Raw genomic sequence first — 26,653 nt, 5'->3', positions numbered from 1 at the left:
CCCATACACGGCGGTACGACATGACGACCGACACGGCCGACGCCGGCGGTTCGACCGGCGCGCAGGAAGCGCAGGAACCCGACCTTCACCTTCTCTGGATCAACGCGGGACTGAGCTGCGACGGGGACTCGGTCGCGCTCACCGCGGCCACCCAGCCGAGCATCGAGGAGATCGTGCTCGGCGCGCTGCCCGGGCTTCCCAAGGTGGCGGTGCACTGGCCGCTCATCGACTTCGAGTGCGGGCCCGACAAGGGCGCCGACACCTTCATCGAGTGGTTCTACAAGGCCGAACGGGGCGAGCTCGAACCGTTCGTGCTGGTCGTGGAAGGCTCGATTCCGAACGAGTCCATCAAGAGCGAGGGCTACTGGTCGGGGTTCGGCAACGACCCGGCGACCGGCCAGCCGCGTACCACCAGCGAGTGGCTGGACATCCTCGCGCCCAAGGCCACCGGTGTGCTGGCGGTCGGAACCTGCGCGACCTACGGCGGCATCCACGCGATGGAGGGCAACCCCACCGGCGCCATGGGGGTCGCCGACTACCTCGGCTGGGACTGGAAGTCCAAGGCGGGGCTGCCCATCGTGAACGTGCCGGGCTGCCCGATCCACCCCGACAACCTGTCGGAGACGATCCTCTACCTGCTCTACCAGGTGGCGGGCCAGGCGCCGATGATCCCCCTCGACGAGAACCTGCGGCCGAAGTGGCTGTTCGGGCAGACCGTCCACGAGGGCTGCGACCGCGCCGGGTACTACGAGCAGGGGCAGTTCACGCACGAGTACGGATCGCCGCGCTGCCTGGTGAAGATCGGCTGCTGGGGTCCCGTGGTCAAGTGCAACGTCCCGAAGCGCGGCTGGATCAACGGCATCGGCGGCTGCCCGAACGTCGGCGGCATCTGCATCGCCTGCACCATGCCCGGCTTCCCCGACAAGTTCATGCCGTTCATGGACGAGCCCCCGGGCGCGCGCGTCTCCTCGACGCTGAGCGGCGCGTACGGCGGCGTCATCCGCACGCTGCGCGGGATCACCGAGCGCACCGTGGACAAAGAACCCAAGTGGCGCCACAAGGGCGACCTCACGACCGGATACAAGCCCTCCTGGTAGGCGGACCCATGACCAGCAACCCCGAAAGCACCGACGGCGTCGTCGAGATGGCATGGGACCCGATCACCCGGATCGTGGGCAGCCTGGGCATCTACGCCAAGGTCGACTTCAACAACAACCGCGTCGTGGACTGCTACAGCACCTCGTCGGTGTTCCGCGGCTACAGCATCTTCATGAAGGGCAAGGATCCGCGCGACGCGCACTTCATCACCAGCCGCATCTGCGGGATCTGCGGCGACAACCACGCGACGTGCTCGGTCTACGCGCAGAACATGGCCTACGGCGTGCGGCCCCCGCACCTCGCCGAGTGGATCATCAACCTGGGTGAGTCGGCCGAGTACATGTTCGACCACAACATCTTCCAGGAGAACCTGGTCGGGGTGGACTACTGCGAGAAGATGGTCCGCGAGACCAACCCCGGCGTCCTGGACCTGGCCGAACGCACCGAGGCACCGCACGCGGGCGACCACGGCTACCGGACGATCGCCGACATCATGCGGTCGCTCAACCCGCTGGAGGGCGAGTTCTACCGCGAGGCCCTCCAGGTGTCGCGCTCGACGCGCGAGATGTTCTGCCTCATGGAGGGGCGGCACGTGCACCCCTCCACGCTCTACCCGGGCGGGGTCGGCACGGTCGCGACGGTGCAGCTGTTCACCGACTACCTCACCCGCCTCATGCGGTACGTGGAGTTCATGAAGCGGGTCGTCCCGATGCACGACGATCTCTTCGACTTCTTCTACGAGGCGCTGCCGGGCTATGAGAACGTCGGCCGCCGCAGGGTCCTGCTCAACTGCTGGGGCTCGCTGAACGACCCCGAGCACTGCGACTTCACGTACCGGAACATGGCCGACTGGGGCCGCAAGATGTTCGTCACGCCGGGCGTGATCGTGGACGGCAAGCTGCTCACCAACGACCTGGTCACCATCAACCTCGGCATCAGGATCCTGCTCGGCAGCTCCTACTACGAGGACTGGGAGGGGCAGGACCCGTTCGTCACCGAGGACCCGCTCGGCAACCCTGTCGACATGCGGCACCCGTGGAACCAGCACACGATCCCGCGGCCGCAGAAGCGCGACTTCGACGACAAGTACAGCTGGGTGATGTCGCCCCGCTGGTTCGACGGCACCGAGAACCTGGCGCTGGACACCGGCGGCGGTCCGATCGCGCGGCTGTGGTCGACGGCGCTGTCGGGCCTGGTGGACATGGGGTACGTCAAGTCCACCGGGCACAGCGTGCTGATCAACCTGCCGCGGACCGCGCTGAAGCCCGAGGTCACGTTCGAGTGGAAGATCCCCGAGCGGAACGGCGAGCTGCTGTCCAACGCGATCGAGCGCAACCGGGCCCGGACCTACTTCCAGGCGTACGCGGCGGCGGCCGCGCTGCACTTCGTCGAGAAGGCCCTCGCCGAGGTGCGCGCCGGGCGCACCAAGACCTGGGAGCCGTTCAAGGTCCCCGACGAGGCGATCAGCTGCGGGTTCACCGAGGCGGTGCGCGGCGTGCTGTCGCACCACATGGTGATCAAAGGCGGCAAGATAGCGAACTACCATCCGTACCCACCGACCCCGTGGAACGCCAGCGTGCGCGACATCCACGGCACTCCGGGGCCCTACGAGGACGCGGTGCAGAACACGCCGATCTTCGAGGAGAACCCGCCGGCGGCGTTCAAGGGGATCGACATCATGCGGGCGGTCCGCAGCTTCGACCCGTGCCTGCCGTGCGGGGTGCACATGTACCTCGGCAACGGCAAGTCGCTCGACCGGCTGCACTCCCCGCACGCCTTCGCCTCGGGTGAGGGCGGATGACCGGCGACGGGACCGGCGGAACCGGCGGAACGACGGGCGGGGCGCGCGAGGTCCGGGCCGCGGGCGCCCGCGTCGAGGAGCTGCTGGCCGGGCTGTCCGGCTCCGAGCGCGACCGCGCCGAGAAGCTGGTCGGCGAGGTCGTGCGGCTCTACGGCGCGGGGCTCGCGCGGGTCATGGAGATCGCCGGGCCGGAGGGCGGCCGCGCGCTGGCCGCCGACGACCTGGTCGGCTCCCTGCTGGTGATCCATGACCTGCATCCGCTGAGCACGGCCCAGCGCGTCCGTTCCGCGCTCGACCGGGTCCGGCCCTACCTCGGGTCGCACGCGGGCGGCGTGGAACTGCTCGGCGTCGACGCCGACGGCGTGGTCCGGCTGCGGCTGGAGGGCAACTGCCATGGCTGCCCGTCGTCGCAGGTCACGGCCACGCAGGCGATCGAACGGGCGGTGCTGGACGACGCGCCCGAGGTGACGAAGGTGGTCGTCGAGGGCGTCCAGGCCGAGCCGCAGCTGCTGCAGATCCACCCGTACCGCGATCGGGAGTGCGCCGTGCCGGAGGAGGCCGCCCGGTGAGCCTGCGCCGCTTCGCCCAGCCTCGGAGCTCTCAGCCCGGGCCCGAGCCGGACACCGCTCCGCCTCAGCACGACCGGATCGAGGCGGAGCGGTGCGAGCTGTGTACCGAGGCGATCGGCGAGGAGCACGCGCACGTGGTCAACCGGGAGGACCGGCGGATCCTGTGCGCGTGCCGGCCGTGCGCGCTGCTGTTCGCGCATCAGAGCGAGCAGCGGTTCAGGATGGTGCCCGACCGCTACCGCTACGAGCCGGACTTCACGGTGGCCGAGGAGGACTGGATCTTCCCGGTGCGGATGGCGTTCTTCTTCCGCAACTCCGCGCTCAGCCGGGTGGTCGCGTTCTACCCGAGCCCGGGCGGCGCGACCGAGTCCGAGCTGCCGCTGGACGCCTGGGTGCGGATCATGACCGACAACCCGGCCGCGCGCGAGGTGGAGCCGGACGTCGAGGCGCTGCTGGTCGACCGCGAGTCCGGCGCGTACGTGGTGCCGATCGACGCGTGCTACCGGCTCGTCGGCCTGGTCCGCCTGCACTGGAAGGGCTTCGCGGGCGGCACCGAGGCGTGGGACCTGATCGAGGCCTTCTTCGCCGAACTCCGGGAGCGTGCGCATGGCTGACCTCGATCTGGCCTTCGAGTGCGTGGACGCGCGGCCCGACCCGTACGCCGCCGCGCCGACGCTGGTCTTCAAACTGCGGATCACCGAGTCGTCCGGGCTCAGGGTGAACGCGATCGCGCTGCGCTGCCAGCTGCGCATCGAGCCGCAGCGCCGTGCCTACGGCGAGGCCGAGTCGCAGCTGCTGGCCGACCTGTTCGGCGGCAGGGAACGCTGGGGCGAGACGCTCCGTCCGCTGCAGTTCGCGACGATCTCGGTGATGGTGCCGCGCTTCACCGGCTCCACCGAGGTCGAGGTGCCGGTGCCGTGCTCGTACGACCTGGAGGTCGCCGCGAGCAAGTACTTCGCGGCGCTCGGCGAAGGCGAGATCCCGTTCCTGCTGATGTTCAGCGGCACGGTCTTCACGGGCGAGGGCGTACGCCAGATCCCGTGGGATCTGGAGACGCGGCACCACCTTCCGGTGTCGGCCTGGCGCGAGCTGATGAACCGCTACTTCCCCGGCACCGGCTGGCTGCGGCTCGGCAACGACACGCTCGCCGCGCTGCAGCGCTTCAAGTCCGAGCGGGCGCTGGCCACCTGGGACGACGTGATGGCGGCCCTGTTGAAAGAGGTCCGGGGATGAGAGGCCTGAACGCGGCGCGGCAGATCGCCGACGCGGTCCTCTACGAGGGCTACCTGCTCTACCCGTACCGGGCCTCGGCGGCCAAGAACAAGGTGCGCTGGCAGTTCGGCGTCCTGGTGCCGCCCGGTTTCACCGCGACCTCCGAGCCGTCCGCCAGCCGCACCGAGTGCCTCCTGGAGGCCGGCGCCGACGCCGTCCTTCACCTGCGGCTGCGCTTCCTGCACGTTCAGGCCCGCCGGGTCGATCCGGAGGGCCTGGTCGTGGACGGCGTCCAGCACCGCACGTTCGACGAGGCGGTAGAGGCCGAGATCGACGCCGACATCCCCGTCATGGACCTGCTGGCGGCGCCGCACACCATCGAGCGGATCGTGCCCGCCCGGCGCTGGGGCGAGGAGCTCGGGCCCGGCCGGATCATGCGGACGCGCTGGCCGCTGCGGCTCGAACTGCGGGTGCGGGCCGAGCCGGTGCCCGGACCGTACGGCGGGATCAGGCTGGCGGTCGAGGTCGGGAACACCACCGCGTGGGACGGCGAGGACCGCGAGGCGGCGCTGCGCCGCTCCCTGGTCGCCGCGCACGTGCTGCTGGGCCTCACCCACGGCCGGTTCCTGTCGCTGCGCGACCCGCCCGAGTGGGCGCGGCAGGCGGCCGAGGCGTGCCGGAACGAGCACGCCTGGCCGGTGCTGATCCAGGACGACGTGGTGCTCGCCTCGCCGATCATCCTGGACGACCGGCCGAGCATCGCGCCCGAGAGCCCGGGCGACCTGTTCGACGGCACCGAGATCGACGAGATCCTGACGCTGCGGACGCTGGCGCTGACCGATGCCGAGAAGCGGGAGGCGCGCGGCACCGACCCGCGCGCCGCCGAGATCATCGACCGCGTCGACGCGATGCCGCCCGAAGTCCTGGCCCGGCTGCACGGCGCCATCCGCTCCCCCGGGCCGCGCCGCGGCTGGGACGAGCCCGTTCAGCGGGACGAACCCGTTCAGCACGACTCGGAGCCCGTTCAGCAGCGGACCGAGGACGGCGTGTTCGAGGTGGACCGGCCCTGGTGGGATCCGGGCGCGGACGCCTCGGTGTCGCCCGAGACCGACAGCGTGGTGATCGCGGGCGTGCCGGTCGCGCGCGGGGCGAAGCTGCGGCTGCGTCCCTCGGGCCGCAGCGACGCCCAGGACATGTTCGTCGCCGGCCGCACCGCGACCGTCGAGGCGGTGCTGATGGACGTGGACGGCGCGACCCACCTGGCGGTGACCCTCGACGACGACCCCGGCGCCGACATCCGCCGCGAGCAAGGCCGTTTCCTGTACTTCGGGCCTGAAGAGGTGGAGCCGCTGTGAAGATCCTGGTGGCCGGGGTCGGCAACATCTTCCTGTCCGACGACGGCTTCGGCGTCGAGGTCGCCCGGCGGATGGCCGGCGCGACCGATCTCCCCGGCGGCGTGGACGTCGGCGACTTCGGCATCCGCGGCATCCACCTGGCCTACGAGCTGTCCTCCTACGACACCGCGATCCTCGTCGACGCGGCGCCGCGCGGCGGCGAGCCCGGCTCCCTGTACGCACTGGACCTGAGCGAGATCGAGCAGTCCCCCCGCCCCGTGATCGACGCGCACGGCATGACGCCCGACGCCGTCCTGGACATGGTCGGCATGGTGGGCGGCACGGCCGGGCGCGTCCTGCTCGTCGGTTGCGAGCCCGCGACCGTCGAGCCCGGAATGGACCTGAGCGCGCCGGTCGCCGCGGCCGTGGCCCCCGCGATCGCGCTGGTCCGTGAGCTGATCGAGGAGGCGCTCCATGCTGAAAAGGCTGTTGCTCTTGGCGGCCCTGACGGTTCTGGTCATCCTGGCGGTGCAGGGGATCCCGGACATCAAGCGGTTCATGAAGATCCGGGAGATGTGAGGAAGGCAGGGCGGCATGCATGAGTTCGGCCTCGCCGAGTCGATCCTGGACGCGGTCGAGCGGCGCGCCGCCGGGCGGCCGGTGAGCCGCGTCCGGGTCCGCGCGGGCGTCCTGCTGAACGTCGTCGGCCCGTCCATGAGCCAGGCGTACGAGATGGTCACCGCCGGCACGGTGGCCGAGGGCTCGGCGCTGGACCTGGTGACCGTGCCCGCCGACCTGGCCTGCCGTGGCTGCGGCCACCGGTCGGGCACCACCGACCCCCTGGCGGTCTGCCCCGCGTGCGGCGGCGGTGACGTCCAGGTCACCGGGGGCGACGAGCTGACCCTGATATCCATCGAGATCCTGGAGGCGCGGGATGTGCCTGGGAATCCCCGGCGAGATCGTGACGATCCTGCCGGACCAGCCTGACCTGGCCACGGTCGACGTCAGCGGCGTCCGGCGGAAGATCAACATCGGGCTGCTGGAGGGCGATGCGCTCGCCCCCGGCGACTGGATCCTGATCCACGTCGGCTTCGCCCTGTCCAAGATCGACGAGTCCGAGGCCAAGGCCGCGCTGGAGTTCCTGGAGAGCATCGGCCAGGCCTACGCCGACGAGATCGACGCCCTGCGTGAATCGAGGATCGAGTGATGCGCTACGTCGACGAGTACCGCGACGCGGGCAAGGCGCGGGCGCTGGCCGCCTCGATCGCGTCCCTGTGCGAACCGGGCCGCCAGTACAAGTTCATGGAGGTGTGCGGCGGCCACACGCACACCATCTACAAGCACGGTCTGGAGGACTACCTGCCGGAGAACGTCACGCTGGTGCACGGGCCCGGCTGCCCGGTCTGCGTGATCCCGATGGGCCGGGTGGACGACGCGATCCACATCGCCTCCCAGCCCGACGTCATCATGACCTCGTTCGGCGACATGATGCGAGTGCCCGGCGGGGACGGGTCGTTCTTCGACGCCAAGGCGGCCGGGGCCGACATCCGGATGGTCTACTCGCCGCTGGACGCCCTCAAGATCGCCAAGCAGAACCCCGGCAAGCGCGTGGTGTTCATGGCGATCGGGTTCGAGACGACCGCGCCGTCCACCGCCATGACGCTGATGCGCGCCGCCGCGACGGGCCAGGACAACTTCTCGGTCTTCGGCAACCACGTCACGATCATCCCGGCGATCAAGGCGATCCTGGACTCCCCCGACCTGCGCCTGGACGGGTTCATCGGCCCCGGGCACGTGTCGACCGTGATCGGCTGCCGCCCGTACGACTTCATCGCTCGCGAGTACGGCAAACCGCTGGTCGTGGCGGGCTTCGAGCCGCTGGACATCCTGCAGTCGGTGCATATGCTGCTCACCCAGCTGGCCGAGGGCCGTTCGGAGGTCGAGAACCAGTACGGCCGCGTGGTGCCCTGGGACGGCAACCTCAAGGCGCTGCAGGTCATCAACGAGACGATGGAGCTGCGCCCCTACTTCGAGTGGCGCGGCCTCGGGTTCATCTCGCACTCGGCGCTGCGGCTGCGCGACTCGTTCGCCGCCTACGACGCCGAACGCATCTTCCAGATCCCCGGCAGCCGGGTCGCCGACCCGAAGGCCTGCCAGTGCGGTGAGGTGCTCAAGGGCGTTCTCAAGCCGTGGGAGTGCAAGGTCTTCGGGACCGCCTGCACCCCGGAGACGCCGATCGGAACCTGCATGGTGTCCTCGGAGGGCGCCTGCGCCGCGTACTACAACTTCGGGCGGTTCACGCGCGAGCGCGTGCGGGAGGCGACCCGATGAAGGACGAGCGGCTGCTCATCAAGGAGGAGCAGGTCCTCGAACGCATCGAGCGGGCCCGGCGCCGCAAGGCTCGGCTCCGCGAGCAGGCCATCACCCTCGCGCACGGATCGGGTGGCAAGGCGTCCCGGACGCTGGTCGAGGCGGTGTTCCTGGAGTCGTTCGGCAATCCGCTGCTCGCGCCGCTGGACGACGCCGCGTGCCTGTCGATCGACGGGGCGGCCCTGGCCTTCACGACCGACTCCTACGTGGTCTCACCGCTGTTCTTCCCCGGCGGCGACATCGGCGACCTGGCGGTCAACGGGACCGTGAACGACCTGGCCGTCTCCGGTGCCGACCCGCTGCATCTGTCGGCCGGGTTCATCCTGGAGGAGGGCTTCGCGGTCGACGACCTGCGCCGGATCACCGCGTCGATGCGGCGCGCCGCCGACGAGGCCGGCGTCACGATCGTCACCGGCGACACCAAGGTGGTCGAGCGCGGCAAGGGCGACGGCTGCTACATCAACACCGCCGGCGTCGGCGTGACGCGGCGGCCGCCGTCGGGCGACGTCCGGGCGGGCGACGCGATCCTGGTGACCGGGCCGATCGGCGAGCACGGCGTCACGATCATGCTGGCGCGCGGCGAGCTCGACATCGAGGCCGACCTGCCGTCCGACACCGCGCCGCTGAACGGCCTGCTGGAGTCGCTCGGGCCGTTCGCCGTGCGGCGGATGCGGGACGCGACGCGCGGCGGCGTCGCCACCGTGCTGAACGAGATCGCCACCGACCACGGCCTCGCCGCGGTCGTGGAGGAGGAGGCCATCCCGGTCCGGCCGGTCGTCCGGGGCGCCTGCGAGCTGCTCGGCATCGATCCGATGTACGTGGCGTGCGAGGGCCGTGCCGTGATCGTCGTGTCGGGCGAGGACTGCGAGGACGCCCTGGCCACGCTGCGGGCTCATCCGCTGGGCGCGGAGGCCGCGGTGATCGGGCGGATCAAGGACGACCCGCCGGGGCTGGTGCTGCTGAAGACCGCGTTCGGAGGGACGAGGATCGTCGATCTGCTGGTCGGTGACCCGCTCCCCCGGATCTGCTAGCTCAGCGCTGTCAGCTCAGCGCTGTGGCGACGGCGGCCTGGCCGAGGCTGATGCCGCCGTCGTTCGGCGGGACGCGGTGGTGGGTCAGCACGGTGAAGCCGGCCGCCTCGAGCCCGGTGACCGCGCGTTCGAGCAGCAGCATGTTCTGGAAGACGCCGCCGGACAGCGCGACGACCGAGCACCCGGCACGCCTGGCGCCCTCGACGATCAGTGTCGCGATCGCGTTGTGGAAGCGTGCGGCGACGATCGGGGTCGCCGCGCCCGCGCGCAGATCCGCCGCGACGGCCTCGATGAGGGAACGGCCCGCGACGACGAACCCGCCGCTCTCGGCGTCGCGGAACTCCGGCTCGTACGATCCGCCCTCGCGCGGGTCGGCGTGCTGCTCCAGCTCGATCGCCGCCTGCCCCTCGTAGTTGATCCGGTCCCGGATGCCGAGCAGCGCGGCGACGGCGTCGAAGAGGCGGCCCATGCTGGAGGTGAGCGGGGCCTTGACGCGCCGTTCGGCCATCCTGGCGACGGTCTCGTAGTCGGGGTGGTCGATCCTGGCCCCGTAGGCCGCCGCCATCCGCCAGGGCTCGCGGATCGCCGCCGCGCCGCCCGGCATGGGCACCGGTTCCAGATGGCCCACGCGGCGGAAGCCCGTGAGGTCGGCGATCAGGAATTCGCCGCCCCAGAGCGTTCCATCGGTCCCGTAGCCCGTTCCGTCGAACGCGATCCCGGTGACCGGGCCGGTCGCCTCGTTGTCGGCCAGGCACGAGGCGATGTGCGCGTGATGGTGCTGCACGCCGATGCCGGGGATGTCCTGCTCCAGCGCGTACTTGGTCGACAGGTACTCCGGGTGCAGGTCGTAGGCGACGACCTGCGGGTTGATGTCGAAGAGCCTGCGGAAGTGCCCGATGCCCTCCTCGAAGGCCCGGAGCGTCTCGTAGTTCTCCAGGTCGCCGATGTGGTGGGAGACGAACGCGCGGCCCTGCTTGGTGAGGCAGAACGTGTTCTTCAGTTCGGCGCCGCAGGCGAGGATGGCCGGACCCTGCGCGATCGGCACCGGCTGCGGCGCGTACCCGCGTGACCGCCGCACGGGCAGCGGCCGGCCCCGGAAGACGCGCATCACCGAGTCGTCGGTGCGCACGTGGATGGGCCGGTCATGGGTCAGGAAGGCGTCGGCGATGCCTGCGAGCCGTTCCCGGGCGTCGTCGTCGCGGTAGGCGATCGGCTCGTCGGAGACGTTCCCGCTGGTCAGTACGGTCGGCTCGGTGATCAGCAGGTGGTGGAGCGGGGTGTAGGGCAGCATCAACCCGACCGCGCGGTTGCCGGGCGCCACCTCGTCGGCCAGGGGCGCGTCCGGTCTGCGCGGCGCGAGGACGATCGGGCGCCGCGTCGCGGTCAGCAGTGCGGCCTCGGCGTCGCCGATCTCGCACAGCGCCCGGGCCGCGTCCAGGTCGGGCACCATCACGGCGAACGGCTTGTCCTCGCGGTGCTTGCGGGCGCGCAGCGTGGCGACGGCTTGTTCATCGGCCGAACGCGCCGCCAGGTGATAGCCGCCGAGCCCCTTCACGGCCAGGACCGCGCCCTGCGCCAGCATGGCCCGGGCCGCCTGGAGCGGATCGGCCTCGTCGCCCAGGGCCAGCCTTGGCCCGCATGCCGGGCAGCAGGTTGGTTGGGCGTGGTAGCGGCGGTCGGCCGGATCGGCGTACTCGCGGGCGCAGTCGGCGCACATCGCGAAGCCGGCCATCGTGGTGTTGGGCCGGTCGTAGGGAACGCCCGTCACGATCGTGAAGCGCGGCCCGCAGTTGGTGCAGTTGACGAACGGGTAGCCGTACCGCCGATCGGCCGGGTCGCGCAGCTCCTTCAGGCAGTCGGTGCAGGTGGCCGAGTCGAAGGAGACCAGGGCCCGGCGTTCGCCCGCGCCGTCGCTCCCGACGATCGTGAACCCGTGCCCGCCCACGGCGTCGAGGGAACGCGTGGCGACCTTATCGACGACCGCCAGCGGCGGCGGGTCCCGCAGTCCGTCCAGGAACGCCTCGACCGCCTCGGGTGCGCCCTCAATCTCGATGAAGACCCCGGACGCGTCGTTCCCGACGATTCCCGAAAGCCCGAGGCGCGTGGCGAGCGCGTGAACGAAGGGCCGGAACCCGACCCCTTGCACGACACCTTCGACCCGGACACCGGCGCGGACCCGCACGCCGTCATCATCGCATCTCAGCCCTTGTGATCCTGGCGATCCTGCTCGTGAAGCGCCGCCTCGGTGAGGACGACCTCCTTCTCGTGGATGAAGCGCTTGACGCCCTCGGCGGTCGCGTACTGGGGCTTCAGGTCGCCCTTGAGGTCGAGGATCTGGGCCTTCAGCTGCTGGGTGTAGGTGTCCATGCCGTCACAGATCTTCTTGGCCGTGTCGGCGGTCAGGCGGCCGTCGCCGAAGAGCTTCTTGCGGGTCTCCTCGGCCGGGTCCTTGGCCATCTTCAGCTCGTAGGGGAGCATCTTCTCGGCCTTGGACCACTCGTCGTAGAACTGCTGGCTGTGGCCCTCCTCGGCGCAGAAGAACTCGTGGAGCTTGCTGACGTTCCACGGCTTGGGCTCCGTCGCCGTCGCGGGGCCGGCCGTGAGCAGCCCCGTCATCAGTCCCGCTCCCGTCACGAACACGGCGGCCCGCAGGCGCTTGGCGTTGTTGGTCATGCACAAAGAGTTATCGAACCGCAACACTGAGTGCAAGGATCATGCGAGCGGATCACTCGGGCGGCAGGATGCGGCGTGGGCCCTTGGGGGCCTCGCCGCGCTTGCGCCACTCGCGCGGATAACCGACCGACACCTCCACGAACGGAACGTCGTCGCTCCAGATCGTGCGCGGGATGTGGAGGTGGCCGTAGACGACGGCGGCGGCGTTGTACTTCAGGTGCCAGTCGGCGGTGCGCTCGGTGCCGCACCACTGCGCGAACTCGGGATACCAGAGGACGTCGGTCGGCTCGCGGGTCATCGGGAAGTGGTTGACCAGCAGCGTCCGGGTGCCGGGCTCCAGCTCGGCGAGCCGCCGCTCCGACTCGGCGATGCGGATGTCGCACCACGCGTCGCGGCTCGGGTAGGGGTCGGGGTGCAGCAGCATCTCGTCGGTGCACACCACGCCCGCCTTGTAGGCGATCTCCAGCGCCTCCTGCTTGTTGGTGGCTCCCTCGGGGCGGAAGGTGTAGTCGTACAGGAGGAACAGCGGCACGACCGTGACCGGACCGCCCGCGCCCTCCCACACGGCGTACGGGTCCTCGGGGGTCAGCACGCCCAGGCCTCGGCACATGTCGACCAGCCGCCGGTAGCGGTTCTCGCCGCGCAGCTGAACGGGATCGTCCTTGGGCGTCCACAGCTCGTGGTTGCCCGGCACCCAGATCACCTTCGCGTACTTGCGAACGAGCGTGCCGAGCGCCCATTCCACCTCGGCGAACTGCTCGGCGACGTCCCCGGCCACCACGAGCCAGTCGCCCTCGTCGTCGGGTCTGAGCCCCTCGACGAAGGCCCGGTTGTCGTCGAATCCCACGTGCAGATCGCTGATGGCGTACAGACCGCTCATGCGCCGGATCCTACGTGCGTGAGACGATCTCCGTCCGCGAGGCGTCCAACGGCTGGGTGCCCTGCAAGGGCGGAGCAACGGGAGGCCGGATGCGTCGGCTGTTGGTGCTCGTCTCGATGGCCGTCCTCGTGACCGCCTGCGGAGGCGCTGGAAGCGGTGACTCGCTCCTGGACAAGAAGACCCTGGTCGTCGGCGTGCGCCCGGACCTGCCCGGCCTCGGTCTGAAGACCAAGGACGGCCAGTTCGTGGGCTTCGACGTGGACGTCGCGCGCTATATCGCCGACAGGCTCGGCAAGAAGGTCACCTTCACCCAGGTCCTGGCCGCCGACCGGATCCCCTCGCTCCTGGAGCACAAGACCGACATGGTCCTGGCGACGCTGTCGGTCACGCCCGACCGCAAGACCCAGATCTCCTACGCGGGCCCCTACTACCTCTCCTACCAGGACATCCTGGTCCGGTCGGAGGACTCGGCGGTCAGGACCATCCGCGATCTCAAGGGCCGCAGCTTCTGCACCGTGAAGGGCTCGGACGCGACGGCCCGCCTGGCCGCGGTGGACGGCATGTCGGCCAGGCTGGTCCCCGCCGCCGACTACAACGAGTGCATGACCAAGATCCGGACCCGCCGGGTGGACGCGATCACGACCAACGACGTGATCCTCGCGGGCCTCATCAAGCGCGCGGGCGGCGGTCTGCGCCTGGTGAACGCCAAGTTCGCCGAGCAGCGCACCGGCATCGGCATCCGCAAGGGGGACCCGGACGCCTGCGAGGCCCTCAACAAGGCCATCACGCAGATGTACTACGACGGGACCGCCGCGCGCCTCGTCCACAAGTGGTTCGACGGCACCGGTCTCGACGAGTCCATCATCGAGGTCCCCCAGCTGGAGGGCTGCGATGACTAGCCGGCGCGCGGCTAGAGCAGCCTGACCCAGCCCGTCATGCGGGCCTCCTTGGTCTTCACCCGGACCTTGCGGTAGCCGGTGGGGTCGTCGTGCCGGACGACGGTGTTGTAGACGAACTCCGACACGATGTAGCCCAGCCCTGCCTTGGCCGAGGCCAGCTCCTGCTTGAACGCCGGGGCGTCGAGCAGCCGCGCGGCATAGATGATCGACTCGCCCGTGAGCCCCTGACCGTCGGGCACGATCGGCCCCACGTGCACCGCGACCCGCAGCTGGAGCTGCGAGGTTTCCTCTTCACCGCGGTTGTGCTCGGTAATGGAGCGCGCCAACCTGTCGGCGAGCGGCCGCGTGAGGATCCGCGTCGAGTGCGTCGGCGGCACGACGATCAGCACCCCGTCGCCGCGGTCCTCGCGGTAGCACTCGCGCCAGGGCACCCCCGCGCCGTCGAACGCCGCCTCCAGCGCCTCGTACATCACCGTGCGCAGCACCAGCCGGTCGCGGTCGTCGCGGTCCTTGCGCCCGAACGCGGTGATGTCGGTGAACACGATCGAGCAGTTCAGCCCGTTCAGCGCCGACGGCTCCACTTCCTCCACCACCGGCGGCGCCTCGGTCAGCCGGTCATAGAACTGCGCCTGCAGCAGGTCCAGGGTGCGCGGGCACTCGGCGAGGAAGGCCCGGAAGTCCTCGGCCCCGATGACCAGCAGTTCGACGTCGGTCAGCGTCACCACCGAGGCCGAACGCGTGCGGGCCCTGGTCACCGCACGCTCCCCCAGCAGTTCCCCCGGGCCACGGATCGCCACGACCCGTTCGATGCCCGCCTGCAACACGCAGACCTTGGCCAACCCGCCCATCAAGACCATGACCTCGTCGGCGGCGTCGCCCTCACGGCACAGCACGGCCCCCGGCGCCGCCCTCCGTGGCCGCGCCACCTGGCGCAGCCGGTCGCGCTCGGCCTTGGTGAGCCTCGCCCAGAACCCGTTCCCCGGCATCACCTTCTGCATCGTTCCGACGCCGTTCTCCGAACGGGCGGGCTCCTCCACCTCGCGGTCCAGCAGAGTCGCCAGGGGCTTGGCGAACGCGACCGCGTTCATGTGCATGAGCTTCCGTACGTCGTCGACGGAGGTGACATGGTCGCGGCCGCTCTCGGTCAGCCTCATCAGATTGACCGTCAGGCCGATGACCGGGAAGGCGCAGATGAGGACCACGAGCACGAGAAGCGCCAGGAAGACCAGGGCCACGCCCGACGCGCCGCCGAAATAGCCGCCCATCACGAAGGTGGCCAGCCAGGCGGCGAGCGCGGGCAGGCGGCGCCTCCCGAGGTGCCGCGCCAGACCGCGCCTGCGGTTCGGATCTGCGCCTTGCCCCGTCGCTTGTCCGGTCGGGGGCTCCTCCGGCGGCTCGGAGGGCGGTGACTGCCGGCTGCTCAACATGGCCATATCAGGCCTCCGGCGGCGATCGGAGGCCCGACCTTACGCAATGAGGCTTCAGGGGTGTCATTCAGGTGCGACTTGACCCCCGCGGCTTGCACGCCGCGGTCTCCCAGAGTGAGAGTCATGGGGGGAACGAACATCGAGCCTGTCTCCCATGCAGGTTCGAGGCCGGGGCCGTCCTCCGTGTTCGCGACAGCTTGCTTGGCGGTGGGCGTCACGAGGGTGGAGACGGCCCTGGCGTACCGATTCGAACAGTGAGGGCGCTCTCCACGGCTGGATTCCCGTGAGTGGCCCCGATTCCACGCGGTAGATCCCCGAGCTCTGACGCGGCACCTGGCCGATGTGCGTCATCCGCAAGTTGCAATGTAACTGTAGACTACACCACAGAGTGCCACATGGCAGTGCGGCACATGACGTTCGTCCAGACGCCGGAGCGCGACACGGCGGCCCGCCTGAGGTCTCCACGCCAGATCCATGCCTCAAATAGGCATTACAGGTGTGACGAAAGGGGCCGGTGGTGCCTGAGGGAAGGGCGTGCTAACTTTCATTCGGGAAGAACGCGTATCGTGATAAGGCCGAACGCCACATGGCGATATGCTGAAGAGCACACATCATCCTGGAATCAGGTGGGTCATGCCGACAGACCAGGGGCCCGTCGTTCAACGGGCCCTGCTCGTCCGCGAACTCAACACGCTCCGTCGTGAGACCGGCTTGCGCCAGGAGGAGGTCGCCTCGGCCCAGGGCTGGAGCACCTCCAAGCTGATCCGCATCGAGGGCGGCAAGACCGGGATCTCCAAGAACGATCTGCTCGGCCTTCTCCGGCAGTACGGCGTCGACGACCCGACCGAGACCGACCGGCTCGTCGAACTGGCACGCGGCGCGGGCCAGCGCGGCTGGTGGGACGACTACAAGGCCGACCTGCGCGATCCCGCCTACTTCGCGCTCCTGGGCTACGAGACGGGTGCGTCCTTCATCCGCCACTACCAGGGCCAGGTCGTTCCGGGTCTCCTTCAGACGAAGGAGTACGCGGAGATGACCACGGAGGAGTACCTGCCGCCCGCCGAGGTCGGCACCATCGTCAACGTCCGCATGCGACGCCAGCGCGAGCTGCGTCAACGCGACCCGCAGCCCTACCAGTTCTTCATTCTCGACGAGGCGGTCATCAGGCGGCGCGTCGGTGTCACCAGAGACGCCTCGATCATGCCGTCGCAGCTCGACCATCTCGTCTCGGTGGCACAGCGCGACAACGTGACGATCGAGGTGATCCCGTTCAGCAAGGGCGCCCATATCGGCATGCGCGGGCCGTTCGAACTCCTGGAGTTCGAGGGAGGCCTCGACGACGTGGCGTTCCTGGAGAGCGGACGCCGGGCGGACAAGCTCCTCCTCGGAGGTGACGATCGCATACCCGACCTGCGCGCGGCCTTCGAGACTTTGCGTCGTGAGACGCTTAACGCCGACGAGACCATTGACTTTATCCGCACGGTCCGCGAAGAGATGACCTAGGCGCGTCGCCGGGAGTTTACCTACACTCGGGATTGGCAACGAAGCCTGACAAGATCAGGCCTTTTGCCCCGAGGAGCCTCCCATGACCGATTCGCCGCCACCTGTCCGGAGATGGCGTAAAAGTAGCGCCAGTGCCGATGGGGGGTGCGTGGAGATCTACGCGGACGAGAGGGTCGTCAGGGTCCGGGATTCCAAGAACCCGGACGGGCCCGAGCTTCACGTGAGCAGGCGCGGCTGGTCCGCCCTGCTCGACGTGCTGAAGGAACGGTCCTCCTGACGGTTCAGTCGTCGGCGAGGTCTCGATAGACCCTTCTCGCGTTGCCGCCCAGGACGGCCGCGGTCTCGTCGTCGTCGAGGTTCAGGGCTTCGGCGACGGCGCGGGCGTTGCGGGCGATGCCGGGGACGCCCGGCCAGTCGGTCCCGAAGATGAACGAGCGGGCGAGCCGTTTCAGGTTGTGGCGGGCGTAGTAGACGGGCAGGCGGCGGGGCGGGAGGCCCGACAGCTCGATCCAGACGTTCTCGTGGGAGAGGGTCAGGAAGGCCGCCGCGTCGTACCACCAGCCCCGGCCGCCGTGCGCCAGGACCAGGGTGAGGTCGGGGAAGTCGCGCAGCACGTCGTCGAGCAGGGTCGGGTCGGCGTACTTGTTGGCCGACCCCGGGAAGCTGCTCGTGCCGCAGTGCACGACAACGGGAAGCCCGGCAGAACGGCAGACCTCGTAGGCGGGGTAGAGCATCGGGTCGGCCGCGCTCACGCCCGCGTGGACCGGGTGGATCTTCAAGGCCACGGCGCCGAGGTCCAGCTGGCGTTCCAGCTCGGCTGCGACCGGGTAGTGCAGGTGCGGGTTGAGGTTGGCGATGGGCCGGAATCGCTTGGGGTTGTGCTTGATGAGCGGCAGCAGATCCTCGATGGGCTGCTCGCCTGTGGCCTTGGGGCTGTATTCGCATAGCAGCAGGGCCACGTCCACGCCCTCGGCCTCGAAGTAGGCGTCGACACGGGACGGGACGAGGGTGCCGTCGGGGTCGTAGAGGTCCTGCCACGGGTGGGCCGCGCCGAACTCCTCGGCCCAGCTGCGCCAGGCGGGGCGGACGGTGGGCAGCCGGGCCGTGTGGACGTGCGCGTCGATCAGTGTGTGGCCGTCGATCATTGCTGCGCCCGCAGGAGGGACGCGGCGAACTCGCGGACGGCGAAGCGCTGCAGCTTGCCGGTCGCGGTGGTGGGCAGCTTGTCGACGATCAGCACCTCGCGGGGCCGTTTGAACGAGGCCAGACCCGCCCGGCAGAACTCGATGAGCTCGTCGGCGGTGATGGTGCTCCCCTCGTTCGGGACCACGCAGGCGACCGGCTTGTCGAGGCCGTCGGCGTCCGGGAGGCCCACGACGGCGGCGAGCAGGACGTCGGGGTGTTCGAGGAGGCGGGCCTCGACCTCGGTGGGCGAGACCCAGATGCCGCCCGCCTTGAGCATGTCGTTCGTCCGGCCCAGGCAGGAGTAGTAGCCGTCGGCGTCGGTGACGTAGGTGTCGCCGGTGCGCAGCCAGTGGCCCTCGAAGACGCTGCGGGTGGTGTCGGTGCGGCACCAGTAGCCCGTCGCGATCGAGTCGCCTTTGACCAGGAGGGAGCCGGGCGTTCCCGTTTCGACGTCGTTGCCGTGCTCATCGACGACGCGCAGTTCGTAGCCGGGGACGGGCCTGCCGGTGGTGCCGGGGCGGACCTTGCCGGGGCGGTTGGACAGGAAGATGTGCAGGGCCTCGGTCGTGCCGATGCCGTCGATGAGCTCGACGCCGAAACGTTCGGTGAAGCGGCGATACAGCTCGGGCGGCAGCGGCTCCCCAGCCGAGACGGCGAGGCGTACGGAGGAGAACAGCTCGCTGGGCAGGTCGGCGGCGAGGAGCGCGGCGTAGAAGGTCGGGACCGCGAAGAACAGGGTCGGGCGGTCCTCCTGCACGCGTTGCGCGACGGAGGCCGGGGTGGGGCGTGCCGGGTCGAGGATCGTGGTGGCGCCGACGGAGAACGGGAAGAACAGCGAGTTTCCGATGCCGTAGGCGAAGAAGAGCTTGGGGATCGAGAAGCAGCGGTCCTGGGCCGTGATGCCGAGGACCTGGCTGCCGAACGTCTCATTCACGTGCCGGATGTTGGCGTGCCGGTGGATGGCGCCCTTGGGCGTGCCGGTGGTGCCGGAGGTGTAGAGCCACAGCGCGGACGAGTCTTCGCGCGTGTCGTACGGCTCACTGTCGTCGCCGCGGAGGTCACCGAGACGGTGCAGGGCGGCGGACGGCGAGGCGGTGAAGTCGCCGTGCCCGTCGACCACGACGTGCCGCAGCTCGGGCGACTGGGCTGCGGCCTGCTCGGCGGCGAGCAGGAACGGGTCCCCCGCCACGAGCACGCGGGCGCCGGAGTCTCGCAGGACCAGGCTGAGCTCCTTGCCGGTCTGCATGGTCGACACGGGCACCGGCACCGCGCCGATCCGCATCGCCGCCAGGATCGTGGCCGCGAGCGCAGGCCCGTCCGGCATGAAGAGCACGATCCGCTCCTCGGGCCGTACGTCGAGGGCGCGCAGGCCGGCGGCCAGATCGCGCACCTTGCCGAGCAGTTCCGCGTAGGTGAACGCGCCGAGCGGACCGGCGATCGCGGGCTGGTCGCCCAGGCCGCCTGCGACGCGGTCGTCGAGGAGATAGCTGCAGGCGTTGAAGCTCGTGCCGAGGAACGTGGACGTGGCCATGGCCGGCTCCGATCAGCCGATGCGGACGTAGGGGAACTCGACGGGCTGCTGGTTGATGCCGACGCTCGGCGGGTTGATCCAGGACGCGAACTCGCCCGGCTCGTACACCGGCCGCATGAGCGAGGCCACGTCGCTCTTGTCCTGCTCGCTCGGCAGCCAGCCGTCCTTGCGCGCCTCCCACGCCGCCTCGTCGATGATGGCGCCGTGCGGGTCGACGTGGTGACCGGAGTAGACGCCGACCTTGCGGTTGAAGCCCTCGTGCGGGAGGTAGAGGCGGTGGGCCAGGCCCGCGGCCTCCAGCACCTTGTTCCAGCGCTTGACGCCGGTGTTGCAGTCGGCGACGTACTGGTCGCGCAGGTCGAGGTTGAGCGCGGACAGGGCCGGGACCTCGTCGGTGACGAACGCGCCGTCCCGTACGGAGGTGACCGTCGTGAAGTCGTCCAGCAGCCGGTGGTCGTCCTTGCGGCGCCGTTCCATCCAGCGGCCCTTGACCCCGCCGGAGAAGTAGTTGGCCGCGTTGGTGCTGGTCTCGGAGCCGAAGAGGTCCATCGACACCGAGAAGTGGAAGTTCAGGTAGCGCTGGATGAGCGCGAGCGGGATGCCTCCGAACGGGAGGATGTCCTCGGTGTCGTGCTCCTTCATCAGCGCGGCCGTGCGTTCCACGACGCGGTGCACGCCCATGGTGCCCACGAACATGTGGTGGGCCTCTTCCTTGAGCATGAACTCGCAGGTCCGCGCGAGCGGGTCGAACGCGCTCTCCTTGAGGGTGCCGAGCTGGAACTTGCCGTCCCGGTCGGTGAAGTAGGTGAACATGTAGAACGCGAGCCAGTCGGGCGTCGGCTCGTTGAACGCGCCCAGGATGCGGGGCGAGTCGTCGTCGCCGGAGTTGCGGTGCAGCAGCATCTCGGCCTCGTCGCGGCCGTCCCGTCCGAAGTGGGCGTGCAGCAGGTAGACCATCGCCCACAGATGCCGCCCCTCCTCCACGTTCACCTGGAAGAGGTTGCGCAGGTCGTACAGGCTCGGCGCGGTCCGGCCGAGGTGGCGCTGCTGCTCCACGCTCGCGGGCTCGGTGTCGCCCTGGACGACGATGAGGCGGCGCAGGTCGGCGCGGTACTCGCCGGGAACGGTCTGCCAGGCGGGCTCGCCCTGGTGCTGGCCGTGGGCGATCGTGCGTTCCCCGTCCCGCTCCGCGAGGAAGATCCCCCAGCGGTAGTCGGGCATCCGCACGTAGTCGAAGTTGGCCCAGCCCTCCTTGCCGACCGCGACGGCCGTGCGGAGGTAGATGTCGTTCTCCTTGAACACCGTCGGGCCGAGGTCGCGCCACCAGCCGAGGAAGTTCGGCTGCCAGGACTCCAGGGCGCGCTGCAGCCGCCGGTCGGTGTCCAGGTCGACGTTGTTCGGGATCTTGCCGCTGTAGTCGATGGTCTGCGTCATCGGCGGGTCACACCCTTCTCCGGTCGAAGGCGGCGCGCTGCCCGGTGCCGTAGCGGCGCAGCGCGCCCTCCGGCCCGGCGGCGTTCGGCCGCTGGAAGATCCAGTTCTGCCAGGCGCTGAGCCGCCCGAAGATCTTGGTCTCGAGGGTCTCGGGACCGGCGAACCGGTGGCTGGCCTCCATGCCGGTCAGCGCGTCCGGGCTGAACGCGGCGCGTTCCTCCAGCGCCAGCCGCAGCTCGTCGTCCCAGTCCAGGTCGTCGGGGATGAACGTGACCAGACCGGCCGCCTCGGCGTCGCGCGCGACCAGCGGCGTCCCGACCTGCTTGGCGGCCGCGTCGTAGGCCTCGTCGCGACCGTGGAAGCGGGTGGCCAGTCGGCTCAGGCCGTTGCCCATCGGGAGCGGGCCGAGGTTCATCGCGTCCAGCGTGAGGGTGGCGGGCTCGCGGCCTTCGTCCTCGTCCTCCTCGCGCAAACCGTCCAGCATGTACGAGCGGTCGGCGGCGAGGGCGAGCTCGGCCAGCGATCCGGCGAAGCAGGAGCCGGGCTCGATCACCGCGAAGAGCGTGCGCGAGGTGACGTCGAGCCGCTTGAGGGTCCGCTTGAAGTAGTGCAGCGTCTCGGAGAGCAGCCAGTCGCCGGTGTTGGCCAGCACGAACTCGTCGAACCGCGTGACCAGGCCCGGGTCGCCCTCGGTCCTGAAGACCCAGGTGCCGACCTCCGGCTCGTTGGTGCGCAGGCGCAGGATCAGGTCGTCCAGCTCGCGCGTGACCGCCAGCAGCCAGAACGCGGCGCCCTGCTCGTGCACCTGCTCGACGGACGCGGGCACCTCGTCCGGCCCGCGCACGGTGATGGTGGCGGTGGACCCGCCCACCTCGCACGTGACGTGGGGATAGCTGTGGCCGTCGCGCTCCAGCGGGGTGAGCTCGATCCCCCGCTCGTCTCCCCCGGTCCCTTCCACGGCCTCCGCGACGCGGGCGGCGATCGCCTCGTCGAAGCGGCGCGGCGGCGCGATCTCGTCGACCAAGCCCCAGTCGACGGCCGTCCGGCCCCGTACGCCCTCGGTCCTGGTGGCGAAGACGTCCGCCAGGTCCCGGCGCACGTGCCGCTTGTCGACCAGCCGCGTCAGCCCGCCCGTTCCCGGCAGCACGCCGAGCAGCGGCACCTCGGGCAGCGACACGGTCGAGGACCCGTCGTCGCTCAGCACGATCTCGTCGCAGGCCAGCGCGATCTCATAGCCACCGCCCGCGGTCGTGCCGTTCAGCGCCGCGATGAAGCGCTTGCCCGAATGGGCGCTCGCGTCCTCGATCCCGTTGCGCGTCTCGTTGGTGAACTTGCAGAAGTTCACCTTCCACTCGTGCGGCGAGGTGGCGAGCATCGTGATGTTGGCCCCGGCGCAGAAGACCCGGTCCTTGGCGCTGGTGACGACCACTGCCCGCACGCCCGGATGCTCGAACCGCAGCCGCTGCACGGCGTCGTACAGCTCGATGTCCACGCCGAGGTCGTAGCTGTTCAGCTTGAGCTCGTAGCCGGGAACCAGCCCGCCCTGCTCGTCCACGTCCAGGATCAGCCGCGCCGTGCGCCCGTCGCGCTCGTCGATCTCCAGCGTCCAGTGCCGGTACCGGTCGGGGTGGGTGTCGAAGTCGACCATACGCTGATGCTCTACAGAATTTAGACGCCCGTCAATACGTTTGTGGAATATTCATGGAGGCGGGATACTGCCGTCGTGACCATCGAGCCTGCCTTCCAGCGCCGCCGGGAGATCGGCGCGGCCAGCGCGCGGTCCCTGCTGCTCACCGTGCTGGGCGAGTTCGTGCTCCCGGCCGGAAAACCTGTCTGGACGTCGGCGTTCCTGGACGCGCTGGGCCTTCTGAACGTCGAGGAGAAGGCCGTGCGGCAAGCGCTCGCCCGGAGCGCGAGCGAGGGCTGGCTGGAGACCGAACGCCACGGCCGCCGCACCGCCTGGCAGCTCACGCCGACGGGCCGCCGCCTGCTGTCGGAGGGCGCCGAACGCATCTACGGCTTCGGCACGCCGATGACGACCTGGGACGGCCAGTGGCTCGTCGTGCTGGCCAGCGTTCCCGAGTCCAACCGCAAGCTGCGCCACCTGCTCCGCACCCGCCTGGCCTGGAGCGGCCTGGGCAACCTCTCCCCCGGCGTCTGGGTCACGCCGCATCCCGAACGCGAGTCGGAGGTACGCGAGGTCCTCACCGAGGCGGCGGTGGCCGAGTCCGCGACGATCTTCACGGGACGGCTGGGCGACCTCGACGAGGCCCGCCGGGTGGCGGGCCAGGCCTGGGACCTGAGCGAGATCGAACGAGCCTACGAGGAGTTCCTCGACGAGGTCGGCACGCTCCGCCCCGGCGACGACCGCGCCACCTTCAGCGCACAGGTCAGGCTGGTGCAGGAATGGCGGCGGTTCCCGTTCCTCGATCCCGGCCTGCCGCCCGACCTGCTCCCCGCCGGCTGGAGCGGCGCGCGGGCCGTCACCTCGTTCCGCACCCACCACGACGGCTGGCACCAGGCCGCCGACCGCCACTGGCAGACGCTCACCCGGACCTGAAGCGACGGCCCCGCACCCGGGTCAGTACTTCCAGCGGAGCCGGGCGGCGATCTCCTCCGGCGAGCAGCCGCCGAGGGCCGCGATCTCGCCCCTCCGCACGGCCCCGATCGAGTCGATCAGCGCCTCGCCGAACGCCTCGGTGAGCACCTTGTCGGCCTCCAGCGCGGCCATCGCCTCCTCCAGCGTGGCCGGGAGCGGAGCGATGCCGGAGTCCGTCGCGAGCGTCGCGGGATCGACGTCGACCGGCTTGGGCAGAACGGCGTCTTCGGCCAGGCCCGCGCTTCCGGCGGCGAGCAGGCCAGCGACCGTCAGGTAGGGGTTGGCGGCGCCGTCGAAGCTCTTCACCTCGAAGTTGGCGGCGCCCGAGTGACTGCCGGCGGCCCCGGTCACGAACCGCAGCGCGGCCTCCCTGTTCTCCAGGCCCCAGCAGGCGAACGCGCCCGCCCAGTGCGACGGGACGAGCCGCAGGTAGCTGGCGACCGACGGCGCCCCGATGGCCAGCAGGCCGGGCAGGTGCGCCAGCACACCCGCCGCGAACGCCTCGCCCGCCGGGCCCAGGCCGTAAGGGCCGTCGCCGCCCGCCATCTGGTTGCGGCCGTCGCGCCACAGGCTGAAGTGGACGTGCATGCCGTTGCCGACGCCGTCGGCCGTCACCTTGGGCGAGAAACTGGCGCGCAGGTCGTGGTGCCGGCTGACCGCGCGGATCGTCTCCCGTACGAGGACGGCGTTGTCGGCGGCGACGACCGGATCGGCCGCGGCCACCGAGATCTCGTACTGCCCGGCGGCGTACTCGGGGTGGATCTGGTCGACCTCGATGCCCGTGGCGGCCAGGGCGTTCACGACGTCGCGCAGGTAGTCGGCGCGTTCGGTGAGCCGCGTCATCCCGTACGCCGGACCGGCGCACGCGGGCGTGAAGTCGTCGCCCTCTCCGATGGAGACGGCCCATTCGATCTCGAACGACGCGCGCACCGTGTAGCCGTCACCGCCGAGCCGGTCGACGGAGCGCCGGGCCAGGCCGCGCGCGTCCTGGGGGTGCGGCGCGCCCTCCTGGTCGTAGCGCTCGGCGGGCGCCCAGGCCCGGGTTGTCTTGCGGGCGATCAGATCGCTCGCCGCCTCGCGCGCGACCTCGGCCCGTTGTGCCCTGTCCTGCTCGTTCATCGGTTCCATCCGTTCACCGATGGGACACCCACCGAAAACAGCACCGGCGCACAGAACTGCCGCTTGACAGTCGGCAAGAATTGCTGTGATCAAAGTCGGTCACAAGACCCAATCGCCCACGTGACCGCTCACGGCCAAGGCGGGCGCGGTGACCTTCGTGGCTACGGCCCGGTCGGCCGAAAACGGGCCATCGGGACGGCCGGACCGCCGCATCGTTCCGGCGAAACGAACGCCATTCGGCAGTTCGCCTGGCGCGACACGACGGTCGTCCGGACAACGGCCTTGTTGTCGGACGGATCGGGATCGGGGATCGACGAACCGATCGTGGCGATGTCGCGCAGGACCGCTCCGGTCCTGGCGCTCTTCCTGACCTTGGCGGTGACGACGTAGCGCTGCAACCCGCCGGGCGCGAGGCGGTCCAGGGTGCACTCGACCGTACGGGTGGACGACGAGCAGGCGGGCGGGACGCGCAGGATCCGCAGCCCCGCCGGGAGCCGGTCGGTCACCACCACGTCGCGGGCCGTCGAAGGGCCCGCGTTGCGCGCGGTCAGCACGTAGCGGACCCGCCGTCCCGGCGAAGTCGACGCCGGTCCCGACTTGCGGATCGAGACGTCGCTGCGGCCGACGACCCGCGCCGGTGCCGTCCCCTCGTTGTTCAGCCGGTCGGGATCGGCGGTCGCGGCGAACGTGCGGGCGAGGTTGACGACCGTCTGGCCGGTCGCGTCCGGATCGACCCGCACGGCCACCCGGAGCACGATCCTCCCGGCGACGTCGAGCCGCGCCACCCGGCAGGTGACGGTGCGGCCGGCGCTCGTGCAGCCGTCCGGCACCGCCACCACCCGCAGCGCGGAGGGCACCTCGTCGGTGACGGTGACCTCGCGCGCCGTGGACGGGCCGTGGTTGGTGACGGTGATCAGGTAGACCGCCTCGTCACCGGCGACCACCTGCGGCGCGGGCGCCGCAGGTGCCGCCGGGACGAGCGAGGCGAGCGCCGTCACCAGGTGCAGCCCCGATGCGAGCACTGCGATCACGGCTTCTTGACGCTCGAGACCGTCTTGTTGAGCTCCAGGTCGGCCCGGGTCGTCGTGGTCGGCTGGGTGCCGCCCGCCAGGTCGATCGTGCTGGAGTTGTTGCTGGAGTCCGGGTCGGTCTCGTTGCCGGCGACGGTGCCGGTGTTCTGGATGCTGGTGCCGTCCGGCGTCGAGGGATCGAGCTGCAGGTTCAGGGTGATGTCCCTGGAACTGCCCGAGGTGAGCGCGCCGGCGGTGCAGGTGACCGTCCGCGTGCCGCCGTCGTAGGTGCAGCCCGAGGTGTCGACATAGTTGACGTACTGCGGCAGCACGTCGCTGACGGTCACGCCGGTGGAGTCGGACGGGCCGTTGTTCTTGGCGGCCAGGGTGACCGTGAAGGCCTGGCCCGCGGTCAGCTGCGTGCCGGGACCGGTCTTGGTGATCTGCAGGTCGGTGCTGGCCGTGGTGACGATGACGTCGGTCGACGAGCTGTTGTTGCCCGGCGTGTCGTCGGCGGTGGCGGAGCCGACCGTACCGGTGTTGCTGATCAGCGTGCCCGCCGCGGTGTTCTGCCTGACCTGGGCGACCACGGTGAAGGTGTGGGTGTTGCTCCCCGAGGCCGCGGGCAGCGTGGCGAGATTACAGGTGAGCGCCTGGCCGTTGTTGGAGCATTCCGACGAGCTGACGAACAGCAACTGGGCCGGGAGCGTGTCGGTGACCGACACGTTCTGGGCGTCCGAGGGGCCATTGTTGGTCACCGTGAGGGTGTAGGTCACGGTCGCGCCCGGCGGCACCGGCTGCGGGACCCGAAGCCGTTCCGCCGCGGGCCGTGAACCCGGCTTCACGCCGACGACCAGCGAAAGGTCACGCCGTTCGTGCTCCGCCGCCGAGGCCGTTCCAGCCAGTCCGCTCCCCGCCAGTACAAGGCCGGCCGTCATCCAGCCGGCTCGTGACACCACATACCGAAAACCCACGATT

Annotated in this window: 26 protein-coding genes; 15 read left to right on the top strand and 11 right to left on the bottom strand. The window is 70.3% G+C overall.

Features of this window, described 5'->3' with window-relative positions; all coding sequences use genetic code 11:
* Positions 1-20: 20 nt before the first annotated feature.
* From J4573_RS27065 to hypE, 11 genes are read left to right on the top strand one after another with little or no spacing between them, the layout of a single operon-like run.
* The gene (locus J4573_RS27065) at positions 21-1,097 is read left to right on the top strand and encodes an NADH-quinone oxidoreductase subunit B family protein (protein ID WP_208258669.1); all 1,077 of its coding nucleotides are present in this window, start codon (positions 21-23) and stop codon (positions 1,095-1,097) included.
* A gap of 8 nt (positions 1,098-1,105) precedes the next feature.
* Positions 1,106-2,899 (top strand): nickel-dependent hydrogenase large subunit, encoded by a 1,794-nt coding sequence (locus J4573_RS27060; RefSeq protein WP_208258668.1) that lies wholly within the window; start codon positions 1,106-1,108, stop codon positions 2,897-2,899.
* Positions 2,896-3,468 carry a NifU family protein gene (locus J4573_RS27055; protein ID WP_208258667.1) on the top strand — a complete coding sequence of 191 codons (573 nt, stop codon included), beginning with the start codon at positions 2,896-2,898 and terminating at the stop codon, positions 3,466-3,468. The genes J4573_RS27060 and J4573_RS27055 overlap by 4 nt, the downstream gene beginning before the upstream one ends.
* Entirely contained in the window at positions 3,465-4,082 is a 618-nt protein-coding gene (locus J4573_RS27050; protein WP_208258666.1) for a DUF5947 family protein, read from the top strand. Before J4573_RS27055 ends, J4573_RS27050 begins: the two co-directional genes overlap by 4 nt.
* Positions 4,075-4,701 carry a DUF6084 family protein gene (locus tag J4573_RS27045; RefSeq protein WP_208258665.1) on the top strand — a complete coding sequence of 209 codons (627 nt, stop codon included), beginning with the start codon at positions 4,075-4,077 and terminating at the stop codon, positions 4,699-4,701. The genes J4573_RS27050 and J4573_RS27045 overlap by 8 nt, the downstream gene beginning before the upstream one ends.
* On the top strand, positions 4,698-6,035 hold the full coding sequence (locus J4573_RS27040) for a hypothetical protein (RefSeq protein ID WP_208258664.1): 1,338 nt from the start codon (positions 4,698-4,700) through the stop codon (positions 6,033-6,035). The genes J4573_RS27045 and J4573_RS27040 overlap by 4 nt, the downstream gene beginning before the upstream one ends.
* The gene (locus J4573_RS27035) at positions 6,032-6,616 is read left to right on the top strand and encodes a hydrogenase maturation protease (RefSeq protein WP_208258663.1); all 585 of its coding nucleotides are present in this window, start codon (positions 6,032-6,034) and stop codon (positions 6,614-6,616) included. Before J4573_RS27040 ends, J4573_RS27035 begins: the two co-directional genes overlap by 4 nt.
* Complete coding sequence (locus tag J4573_RS27030; protein ID WP_208258662.1) at positions 6,609-7,001, top strand: hydrogenase maturation nickel metallochaperone HypA; 393 nt, start codon at positions 6,609-6,611, stop codon at positions 6,999-7,001. The genes J4573_RS27035 and J4573_RS27030 overlap by 8 nt, the downstream gene beginning before the upstream one ends.
* Positions 6,976-7,221, top strand: coding sequence for a HypC/HybG/HupF family hydrogenase formation chaperone (locus J4573_RS27025; protein ID WP_372442893.1), 246 nt, complete (start codon positions 6,976-6,978; stop codon positions 7,219-7,221). The genes J4573_RS27030 and J4573_RS27025 overlap by 26 nt, the downstream gene beginning before the upstream one ends.
* Positions 7,221-8,345, top strand: a complete 1,125-nt coding sequence (hypD, locus tag J4573_RS27020; RefSeq protein WP_208258660.1) for a hydrogenase formation protein HypD — start codon at positions 7,221-7,223, stop codon at positions 8,343-8,345. Before J4573_RS27025 ends, hypD begins: the two co-directional genes overlap by 1 nt.
* Positions 8,342-9,415: a hydrogenase expression/formation protein HypE gene (hypE, locus tag J4573_RS27015; protein WP_208258659.1), complete on the top strand. Its 1,074-nt coding sequence runs from the start codon at positions 8,342-8,344 to the stop codon at positions 9,413-9,415. The genes hypD and hypE overlap by 4 nt, the downstream gene beginning before the upstream one ends.
* 10 nt (positions 9,416-9,425) lie before the next feature.
* On the opposite strand, the gene hypF is transcribed toward hypE, so the two are convergent.
* From hypF to J4573_RS27000, 3 genes are read right to left on the bottom strand one after another with little or no spacing between them, the layout of a single operon-like run.
* Positions 9,426-11,597: a carbamoyltransferase HypF gene (gene hypF, locus J4573_RS27010; RefSeq protein WP_307796915.1), complete on the bottom strand. Its 2,172-nt coding sequence runs from the start codon at positions 11,595-11,597 to the stop codon at positions 9,426-9,428.
* A gap of 17 nt (positions 11,598-11,614) precedes the next feature.
* On the bottom strand, positions 11,615-12,088 hold the full coding sequence (locus J4573_RS27005; protein WP_208258658.1) for a hypothetical protein: 474 nt from the start codon (positions 12,086-12,088) through the stop codon (positions 11,615-11,617).
* Between the two features lie 52 nt (positions 12,089-12,140).
* Complete coding sequence (locus J4573_RS27000) at positions 12,141-12,968, bottom strand: metallophosphoesterase family protein (protein WP_208258657.1); 828 nt, start codon at positions 12,966-12,968, stop codon at positions 12,141-12,143.
* Positions 12,969-12,982: 14 nt separating this feature from the next.
* On the opposite strand from J4573_RS27000, the gene J4573_RS26995 reads away from it, so the two are divergent.
* Positions 12,983-13,867, top strand: coding sequence for a transporter substrate-binding domain-containing protein (locus J4573_RS26995; protein WP_307796914.1), 885 nt, complete (start codon positions 12,983-12,985; stop codon positions 13,865-13,867).
* Between the two features lie 11 nt (positions 13,868-13,878).
* Here the strand turns inward: J4573_RS26995 and J4573_RS26990 are convergent, their stop codons facing one another.
* Positions 13,879-15,294, bottom strand: a complete 1,416-nt coding sequence (locus tag J4573_RS26990) for a cyclic nucleotide-binding domain-containing protein (RefSeq protein WP_208258656.1) — start codon at positions 15,292-15,294, stop codon at positions 13,879-13,881.
* A gap of 633 nt (positions 15,295-15,927) precedes the next feature.
* Between J4573_RS26990 and J4573_RS26985 the strand changes: the two genes are divergently transcribed.
* Positions 15,928-16,797, top strand: coding sequence for a helix-turn-helix domain-containing protein (locus tag J4573_RS26985; RefSeq protein ID WP_208258655.1), 870 nt, complete (start codon positions 15,928-15,930; stop codon positions 16,795-16,797).
* 82 nt (positions 16,798-16,879) lie between these two features.
* Complete coding sequence (locus tag J4573_RS26980; RefSeq protein ID WP_208258654.1) at positions 16,880-17,074, top strand: DUF397 domain-containing protein; 195 nt, start codon at positions 16,880-16,882, stop codon at positions 17,072-17,074.
* Between the two features lie 4 nt (positions 17,075-17,078).
* Here J4573_RS26980 and J4573_RS26975 read toward each other — a convergent pair whose 3' ends face one another.
* Genes J4573_RS26975 through boxC form a run of 4 tightly spaced genes read right to left on the bottom strand, consistent with a single transcriptional unit; the run spans position 17,079 to position 22,595 of the window.
* Positions 17,079-17,942, bottom strand: coding sequence for an amidohydrolase family protein (locus tag J4573_RS26975; RefSeq protein ID WP_208258653.1), 864 nt, complete (start codon positions 17,940-17,942; stop codon positions 17,079-17,081).
* Entirely contained in the window at positions 17,939-19,513 is a 1,575-nt protein-coding gene (locus tag J4573_RS26970; RefSeq protein ID WP_208258652.1) for a benzoate-CoA ligase family protein, read from the bottom strand. Before J4573_RS26970 ends, J4573_RS26975 begins: the two co-directional genes overlap by 4 nt.
* Positions 19,514-19,525: 12 nt before the next feature.
* Positions 19,526-20,947, bottom strand: coding sequence for a benzoyl-CoA 2,3-epoxidase subunit BoxB (gene boxB / locus J4573_RS26965; protein WP_208258651.1), 1,422 nt, complete (start codon positions 20,945-20,947; stop codon positions 19,526-19,528).
* Positions 20,948-20,954: 7 nt separating this feature from the next.
* A complete protein-coding gene (gene boxC / locus J4573_RS26960; protein ID WP_208258650.1) occupies positions 20,955-22,595 on the bottom strand; it encodes a 2,3-epoxybenzoyl-CoA dihydrolase in 1,641 nt (546 codons plus the stop codon).
* Between the two features lie 75 nt (positions 22,596-22,670).
* On the opposite strand from boxC, the gene J4573_RS26955 reads away from it, so the two are divergent.
* The gene (locus tag J4573_RS26955; protein WP_208258649.1) at positions 22,671-23,507 is read left to right on the top strand and encodes a PaaX family transcriptional regulator; all 837 of its coding nucleotides are present in this window, start codon (positions 22,671-22,673) and stop codon (positions 23,505-23,507) included.
* Positions 23,508-23,528: 21 nt separating this feature from the next.
* Here the strand turns inward: J4573_RS26955 and J4573_RS26950 are convergent, their stop codons facing one another.
* The 3 genes from J4573_RS26950 to J4573_RS26940 form a co-directional block, all read right to left on the bottom strand.
* A complete protein-coding gene (locus J4573_RS26950; protein ID WP_208258648.1) occupies positions 23,529-24,665 on the bottom strand; it encodes a type I glutamate--ammonia ligase in 1,137 nt (378 codons plus the stop codon).
* 161 nt (positions 24,666-24,826) lie between these two features.
* Positions 24,827-25,696, bottom strand: coding sequence for a DUF11 domain-containing protein (locus J4573_RS26945; protein WP_208258647.1), 870 nt, complete (start codon positions 25,694-25,696; stop codon positions 24,827-24,829).
* A complete protein-coding gene (locus tag J4573_RS26940) occupies positions 25,693-26,613 on the bottom strand; it encodes a DUF11 domain-containing protein (RefSeq protein WP_208258646.1) in 921 nt (306 codons plus the stop codon). The genes J4573_RS26945 and J4573_RS26940 overlap by 4 nt, the downstream gene beginning before the upstream one ends.
* Positions 26,614-26,653 lie beyond the last annotated feature (40 nt).

Source organism: Actinomadura barringtoniae, assembly GCF_017573505.1.
Lineage (GTDB): Bacteria > Actinomycetota > Actinomycetes > Streptosporangiales > Streptosporangiaceae > Spirillospora > Spirillospora barringtoniae.
The sequence above is the reverse complement of the archived record's forward strand: the minus strand, read 5'-3'. Positions and strand labels throughout refer to the sequence as shown.

Coding starts and splice junctions, on each gene's coding strand:
- J4573_RS26940 (WP_208258646.1), bottom strand. CDS start 26,613: ATGACGGCCGGCCTTGTACTGGCGGGGAGCGGACTGGCTGGAACGGCC.
- J4573_RS26980 (WP_208258654.1), top strand. CDS start 16,880: ATGACCGATTCGCCGCCACCTGTCCGGAGATGGCGTAAAAGTAGCGCC.
- J4573_RS27065 (WP_208258669.1), top strand. CDS start 21: ATGACGACCGACACGGCCGACGCCGGCGGTTCGACCGGCGCGCAGGAA.
- J4573_RS27045 (WP_208258665.1), top strand. CDS start 4,075: ATGGCTGACCTCGATCTGGCCTTCGAGTGCGTGGACGCGCGGCCCGAC.
- J4573_RS26975 (WP_208258653.1), bottom strand. CDS start 17,942: ATGATCGACGGCCACACACTGATCGACGCGCACGTCCACACGGCCCGG.
- boxC (WP_208258650.1), bottom strand. CDS start 22,595: ATGGTCGACTTCGACACCCACCCCGACCGGTACCGGCACTGGACGCTG.
- J4573_RS27055 (WP_208258667.1), top strand. CDS start 2,896: ATGACCGGCGACGGGACCGGCGGAACCGGCGGAACGACGGGCGGGGCG.
- boxB (WP_208258651.1), bottom strand. CDS start 20,947: ATGACGCAGACCATCGACTACAGCGGCAAGATCCCGAACAACGTCGAC.
- J4573_RS26990 (WP_208258656.1), bottom strand. CDS start 15,294: ATGTTGAGCAGCCGGCAGTCACCGCCCTCCGAGCCGCCGGAGGAGCCC.
- J4573_RS26970 (WP_208258652.1), bottom strand. CDS start 19,513: ATGGCCACGTCCACGTTCCTCGGCACGAGCTTCAACGCCTGCAGCTAT.
- J4573_RS27005 (WP_208258658.1), bottom strand. CDS start 12,088: ATGACCAACAACGCCAAGCGCCTGCGGGCCGCCGTGTTCGTGACGGGA.
- J4573_RS26950 (WP_208258648.1), bottom strand. CDS start 24,665: ATGAACGAGCAGGACAGGGCACAACGGGCCGAGGTCGCGCGCGAGGCG.
- J4573_RS27000 (WP_208258657.1), bottom strand. CDS start 12,968: ATGAGCGGTCTGTACGCCATCAGCGATCTGCACGTGGGATTCGACGAC.
- J4573_RS27060 (WP_208258668.1), top strand. CDS start 1,106: ATGACCAGCAACCCCGAAAGCACCGACGGCGTCGTCGAGATGGCATGG.
- J4573_RS27030 (WP_208258662.1), top strand. CDS start 6,609: ATGCATGAGTTCGGCCTCGCCGAGTCGATCCTGGACGCGGTCGAGCGG.
- J4573_RS26985 (WP_208258655.1), top strand. CDS start 15,928: ATGCCGACAGACCAGGGGCCCGTCGTTCAACGGGCCCTGCTCGTCCGC.
- J4573_RS27040 (WP_208258664.1), top strand. CDS start 4,698: ATGAGAGGCCTGAACGCGGCGCGGCAGATCGCCGACGCGGTCCTCTAC.
- hypD (WP_208258660.1), top strand. CDS start 7,221: ATGCGCTACGTCGACGAGTACCGCGACGCGGGCAAGGCGCGGGCGCTG.
- hypE (WP_208258659.1), top strand. CDS start 8,342: ATGAAGGACGAGCGGCTGCTCATCAAGGAGGAGCAGGTCCTCGAACGC.